The sequence below is a fragment of the Pseudanabaena sp. SR411 genome, assembly GCF_002251945.1.
Lineage (GTDB): Bacteria > Cyanobacteriota > Cyanobacteriia > Pseudanabaenales > Pseudanabaenaceae > Pseudanabaena.
Genome location: NZ_NDHW01000072.1, coordinates 1 through 5,055, shown reverse-complemented (window position 1 = coordinate 5,055; position 5,055 = coordinate 1). Strand labels below are relative to the sequence as shown.

3 protein-coding genes and 2 pseudogenes are annotated in these 5,055 nt (G+C 42.4%); 1 reads left to right on the top strand and 4 read right to left on the bottom strand.

Annotation, left to right across the window (positions count from 1 at the left end; genetic code table 11):
* Nucleotides 1-171, bottom strand: a pseudogene (locus B9G53_RS28835) (transposase); the annotation flags it as partial.
* Between the two features lie 131 nt (nucleotides 172-302).
* Here B9G53_RS28835 and B9G53_RS28960 point away from each other — a divergent pair.
* A pseudogene (locus B9G53_RS28960) lies at nucleotides 303-440 on the top strand (transposase); the annotation flags it as partial.
* 161 nt (nucleotides 441-601) lie between these two features.
* Here the strand turns inward: B9G53_RS28960 and B9G53_RS06280 are convergent.
* From B9G53_RS06280 to B9G53_RS26725, 3 genes are all read right to left on the bottom strand, one after another.
* Nucleotides 602-2,998, bottom strand: a complete 2,397-nt coding sequence (locus tag B9G53_RS06280; protein WP_094530296.1) for a glycosyl transferase family 36 — start codon at nucleotides 2,996-2,998, stop codon at nucleotides 602-604.
* A 494-nt stretch (nucleotides 2,999-3,492) separates the two neighbouring features.
* The gene (locus B9G53_RS06275) at nucleotides 3,493-4,170 is read right to left on the bottom strand and encodes a DsbA family protein (protein WP_094530294.1); all 678 of its coding nucleotides are present in this window, start codon (nucleotides 4,168-4,170) and stop codon (nucleotides 3,493-3,495) included.
* 251 nt (nucleotides 4,171-4,421) lie between these two features.
* Nucleotides 4,422-4,649 carry a transposase gene (locus B9G53_RS26725; protein WP_141211724.1) on the bottom strand — a complete coding sequence of 76 codons (228 nt, stop codon included), beginning with the start codon at nucleotides 4,647-4,649 and terminating at the stop codon, nucleotides 4,422-4,424.
* Nucleotides 4,650-5,055 lie beyond the last annotated feature (406 nt).

Sequence of the window (5,055 nt, the reverse complement as noted above, 5' to 3'; positions counted from 1 at the left end):
ATACAAGCTTGACCATTTCCGTCGATACACTGCTGATAATGATAATTCTGCAAATGACTTTACACTTGGACTGGTCAATACTGCATCCATAAGGTCAAATATTGCATCTCGTCCGTTCCCTAAAAATCCATATACCTGTTGACGAAATTCCTGTAGTTTGTCAATAATCATGGCTGTAGATATGTCTTTCTTTTTTATCTACTTTAGGCAGTTTGTATCTCTTTTACTCTGCCTTTCTTACCTTTTTTAGTCTAAACTCCAGTCCTCCTAGGGGGTAAAAGGGTTTTGTTGTCCAACAGAAACGTTGGGTGGTTGAGTGTACTTTTGCATGGTTTTCTCGCTTTCGTCGATTGAACAGAGAGTACGAACTTTTACCTGAAACTTCTGAGGCTTTTTTCTATGTTGGCATGATTCAAATTCTCATCAAACGCCTCGCTTAACTTCTCAAACACGCTCTGAGGAATGATATGAAAAATGCTTCGACTACACTCAGCCAATGGAGGATTATGCTGGCTGAGCGTAGTCGAAGCCCTGAATAAATCTCACGAATGATTCAGGGCTTGCAATAGCATTCTGGGAGAAACCCACAAAACAAAAAAGGCTATAGATGAACGGCGATCGCTATTTCCTCTTCCTCATAGAGAGCCAGATCGATGAAGTTACTTTCTATAACTTCACCATTCACTGTCATTTGTTTGACATCGCTATGATTAACTACTGTCATCGAGAGCATCTTACCGCGAAACTTACGCTGTGCAGTGAAGCCCGACCATTCATTTGGAATTTTAGGATCGATAATCATGCCCGTGAAAGTGGGCTGGAAGCCCAAAATGTAGTCAATACCAATGCGTAGCATCCACACCGCCGTGCCCGTCAGCCATGAATGGCTTGCCTGTCCTTGGGTTTCATGATCGGGGCTAGTCACATATTCAGGATAGACATAGGGTTCAGTTTCAAAGCGATCGCATTTATCATCAGTTGCTTGTGAGGAATTAATCGGCATCATGCGACGATAGATTTCCCATGCAAATTCGGTGTCACCATTGAGCAGAGAAGCGAGTACAAACCAAGATGAGGCATGGTTAAACACTGCGCCGTTCTCTTTCTTCCCTGGCACACAACGACTAATTAGCCCAACCGTATCATCAATTTCTGTAAAGGAAGGCGCAACAATCTGCATCCCAAAGGGTGTCGCCAGATATTCACGACTGCTTGCCATACAGCGATCGGCGCGATCCTTCGGTGCAAGTTCGGAAATTACTGCCCATGATTGTGCATTGACAAATATTTTGCCTTGACTTGCACTTGATACGCCAATCGGTTCGCCATTGTCACGGAAAGCACGTAAATACCATTCTCCATCCCAACAAATGTCATTAGTTACTTGACGCAGATGCTCATAGAATTTTTGGAATCTATTAATCGCATCGCGATCGCCTTGATGTTCACAGACAGGCAGTGACTTATTCAACACATAACCCAAAAAGAAAGCACCCCAAGTAGTTTCGCCTTTGCCCTGTGAGCCAACATGATCAAGCGTATCATTCCAATCGCCTGTAAAGATGCGGGGCATCCCTCGCTCACCTGTATTAGCGATCGCAAAGTCTAGCGCTCTTACCAAATGCTCATAGACTGTCCCTGAAGTATCATCATGGTAAGGAACTACTTCGTCTAAAATCGAGAAATCACCAGTTTCCTTGAGATATTCGACAATCCCAAAAGGAATCCAAAGTGGTGTATCGGAATGGTTAGTGCGTTCGCCTGTATTGGTTAGCACAAAATAATTATGTAAAGTGGAACCATCCTTAAATTGGAAGTTCAGGGCTTTAATCAATCTTTCGCGCACTCTTGCAGGATCAACCATCACCACGCCGAGAATATCTTGGAAGCGATCGCGCATGCCTGTCCCAAACAGCAAACCACCGTGATAATAGCCCGAATTTCGCGCCATATCAAAGGTAACCGCCGCCTGATACTGATTCCAGACATTGATCATCGCGTTAAATGCTGCATCGGGCGTTTGCACCTGTACACAGGACAAATGCTGATCCCATTTTTGTTTGAGTTGTAGGAATTGGCGATCAACAACTTCCATAATCTTGCCCCCCTTTACAAGAGGGGTAGGGGGTATCTCTTTAGGCGCAATCTCCAAAACTACTGCAAAATCAACAGAACCATTCGCCTCTAAGCTAACCTTCGATTGCAACGCCACGACGGGATCACCAGCTGTGATTTCTGTGTTTTTCATTACCCCTGTTTCTACAGCTAAGGGATTCGATTCCGATCGCCATCTGCCGATGAAAGTATCGAGACTACTATCAAAACCAGAAATCGGTAAACTCTGAGAAAAATAAATCTGATACTTCCAGTCAATATTTGGCTGCTTCACGGAAACGCCCTTATTCAATACCCAATAGCGGCGAGTGGCAACCAAAGCTTGCAAATCTTGATCAAAATGAATGTCTGTGAAATGCTTGTCATTCGGTTGATTAATTTGATCATTGAGAGCATTCCCCATTAGCAATTCCAAAAAGGAATAAACTTCTAAATCTCTCGTCTGTCCTGACAGTTCCGTTAACTTCACGCGCCAAATTTCAGCATTAGTATCGGTAGGAACGAAGTAAGTAATTTCCCCACGAATTCCATTAATCTCTGTTGTGATTTTGGTATAGCCCTGCCCATGCCGACATTCATAGAAGTCATATTTAAGGTGAATTGTCGGTGACCAACTCAGTGACCAATATTTCCCTGTAGCAGCATCTTTGATCATCACATAGCGCCCAGGACGATCCCAAGGAAGGCAGTTATAGCGCATCCGACTGATGCGGTTATCGCGGGGCGAGTCCAAAAAGCTAAAGCCACCACCTGTATGGGAAATCAACCCTGCATACTGGCTATTCCACATATAGTTAAACCAAGGGCGAGGGGTGCGCGGATTTGTAATCACAAATTCCCGATAATCTTCAGTGTAATAGCCGTATTGGTTTGCGATCGCCACAGTTTTAAATCTTCCTTCTTTGTATAATAATCATGTTTTGTGGTTAACTTTTGACCATAAAACATAACGAGATTGCGACATAGATTATCTCAATTAATCTGGCGAAAACAAGATAGATCTTGCTAAATACCTGTGCAGAATAAATGCCCCAAACCTGTAAGGTTACGACCCGCAGGGTCGCAACCTTACAGGTTTGGTTTTGTAATTAACGTGAGTTCGGGATAAGCTACAAAATTTTAAAAGCCAAAACAGTAAAAGCCTCGCTTTGCGAGGCTTTTACTGTTTTGGCTCCTAGAAAGGGTTCGCGCCGCTAACCCTTTCTAGGAGCCAGTTTGAAATTAACCCGAACTCACGTTAATTAATTATGCTCATCTACTTATAGGTTTTCAATTACAAAACGAGAAGAGCCACTCAGTTTCCGAATTGTTACTTATGAAAACAATTCCAGCCCCGAAGGTGCTGGAACCACCAAAATTGTTTTTTTGCAAGCTAGCCTAACACCAAGAATGTTCATCTTCAGGATTATTCAGCAACTCGCGAATATTAGCCTCAATAACTCGATAGCCTACATTCCCATTTAGTCTTTGTCGCCCTTCGTTGAAAATCATCGTGGGGCTAACGGACACAGTTTTTTCGCGAATTAGCTCAAAATCCCTTGATAGCAAAGCATAGGCTTCGCCACTATCAATTTGAGCTTGCAGATCGGCGATCGCAATACCTAATTTCTCAGCAATCTGAAACTGTACTTTGCGATCGCTAACATCCGCAGTTTCCACAAAAAAGGCGCGGCGAAATTCCCAATTGGCTTTTTCAAATAGTTTCTCTGCTTTAGGAATCAGACCCTTGATTTCTAATAGTTGAATTGCATTCAGAAATAGATGACAGGAGGTGGCTGAAGTTGGCGTATTGACGACCCAGATATCGGGATGCACGGTGATATGGGGAAACTTAGCCGCGACTGTATGCACATGATTGCTATAGCCGCGTAATCCACCGCGATCGCGCCAACTTTTTTCTAATTTTTCATGGGCATTGCCAAATACAGGGAAAAAATGATAGTCGATCGCCACTTGATCGGGAAAGTTAGCAGCTAGTTCATCAAGGCGGATTTGGGCGATATAAGCCCAAACACAGAGAACATCGGAATAGTAAGAAATGTTAATTGGTTCCACTGATTTTTTTGAGTGATTGTAAGTGGCTATTTAAGATTCCCCCAGCCCCTCTCCCAAAGCAGGGCTATTTCAAGAAGGAGCTAGAGAGATTTTAAGAAAGTAAAGACAAGATAGCAGGTAAATTATGTGCAAAATAGTCAATAGCACCTTTAATTGATTCAAAGCCATTATTTCTAAATATAGAAAGCACCCAAGTCCTAATAATCGATAGATTAATCGGTGTTTTACCTGCTCTTTGCTTACTCTGATCTTCATTGAAAATGACATCTTTGTACCCAATGTAAGCGATTTTCAATATGCCAATGCTGCCTAATTACTTTGGCAATCCTTGTCGAAGTAGGAGGAAGAGAACTGATGTAGTAGCTTAGAGTACTGAAGGCAATACCATCTCTAACTCCTGAACGAGTAACTCTAATCACCGAAAGTACTTTTTGCCAACTTGGGTGGATATCTGGGGGTGGTGTAAATACCTCCACCATTCTCTTAACTTTTCGTCCGATAAGTCGTCTTCAACTTTAACTTGGACTGGTTTTGCTTGCTCAGTATGCGCTTGAATCGCTGCTTGTAGTTTTGGTTGATTTTTCTTGACTTTGATTATGTAGTCATTTTTGCTAGCGACAATCGCTTCGACTGTTTTTTTTGACAGTGTAAAGCATCCATCGTAAATACATGATTTTCTAACTTAAGGGACTTGCGAGGAAATAAGATACCAATCAATTAGGAACAATGGTTATATCCCATTTGGGTAAAGTATCAGAACGTTGCCAAAATGGAAAATACTGTTTCAAGTCTTCTGGTAGAAGTTTTATGCCCTTCACATAGGCTGTTTCCACTAAATGAACAATTGGTGAAATCCCTTTCCATGTCATGTTACTAGCCCACCTT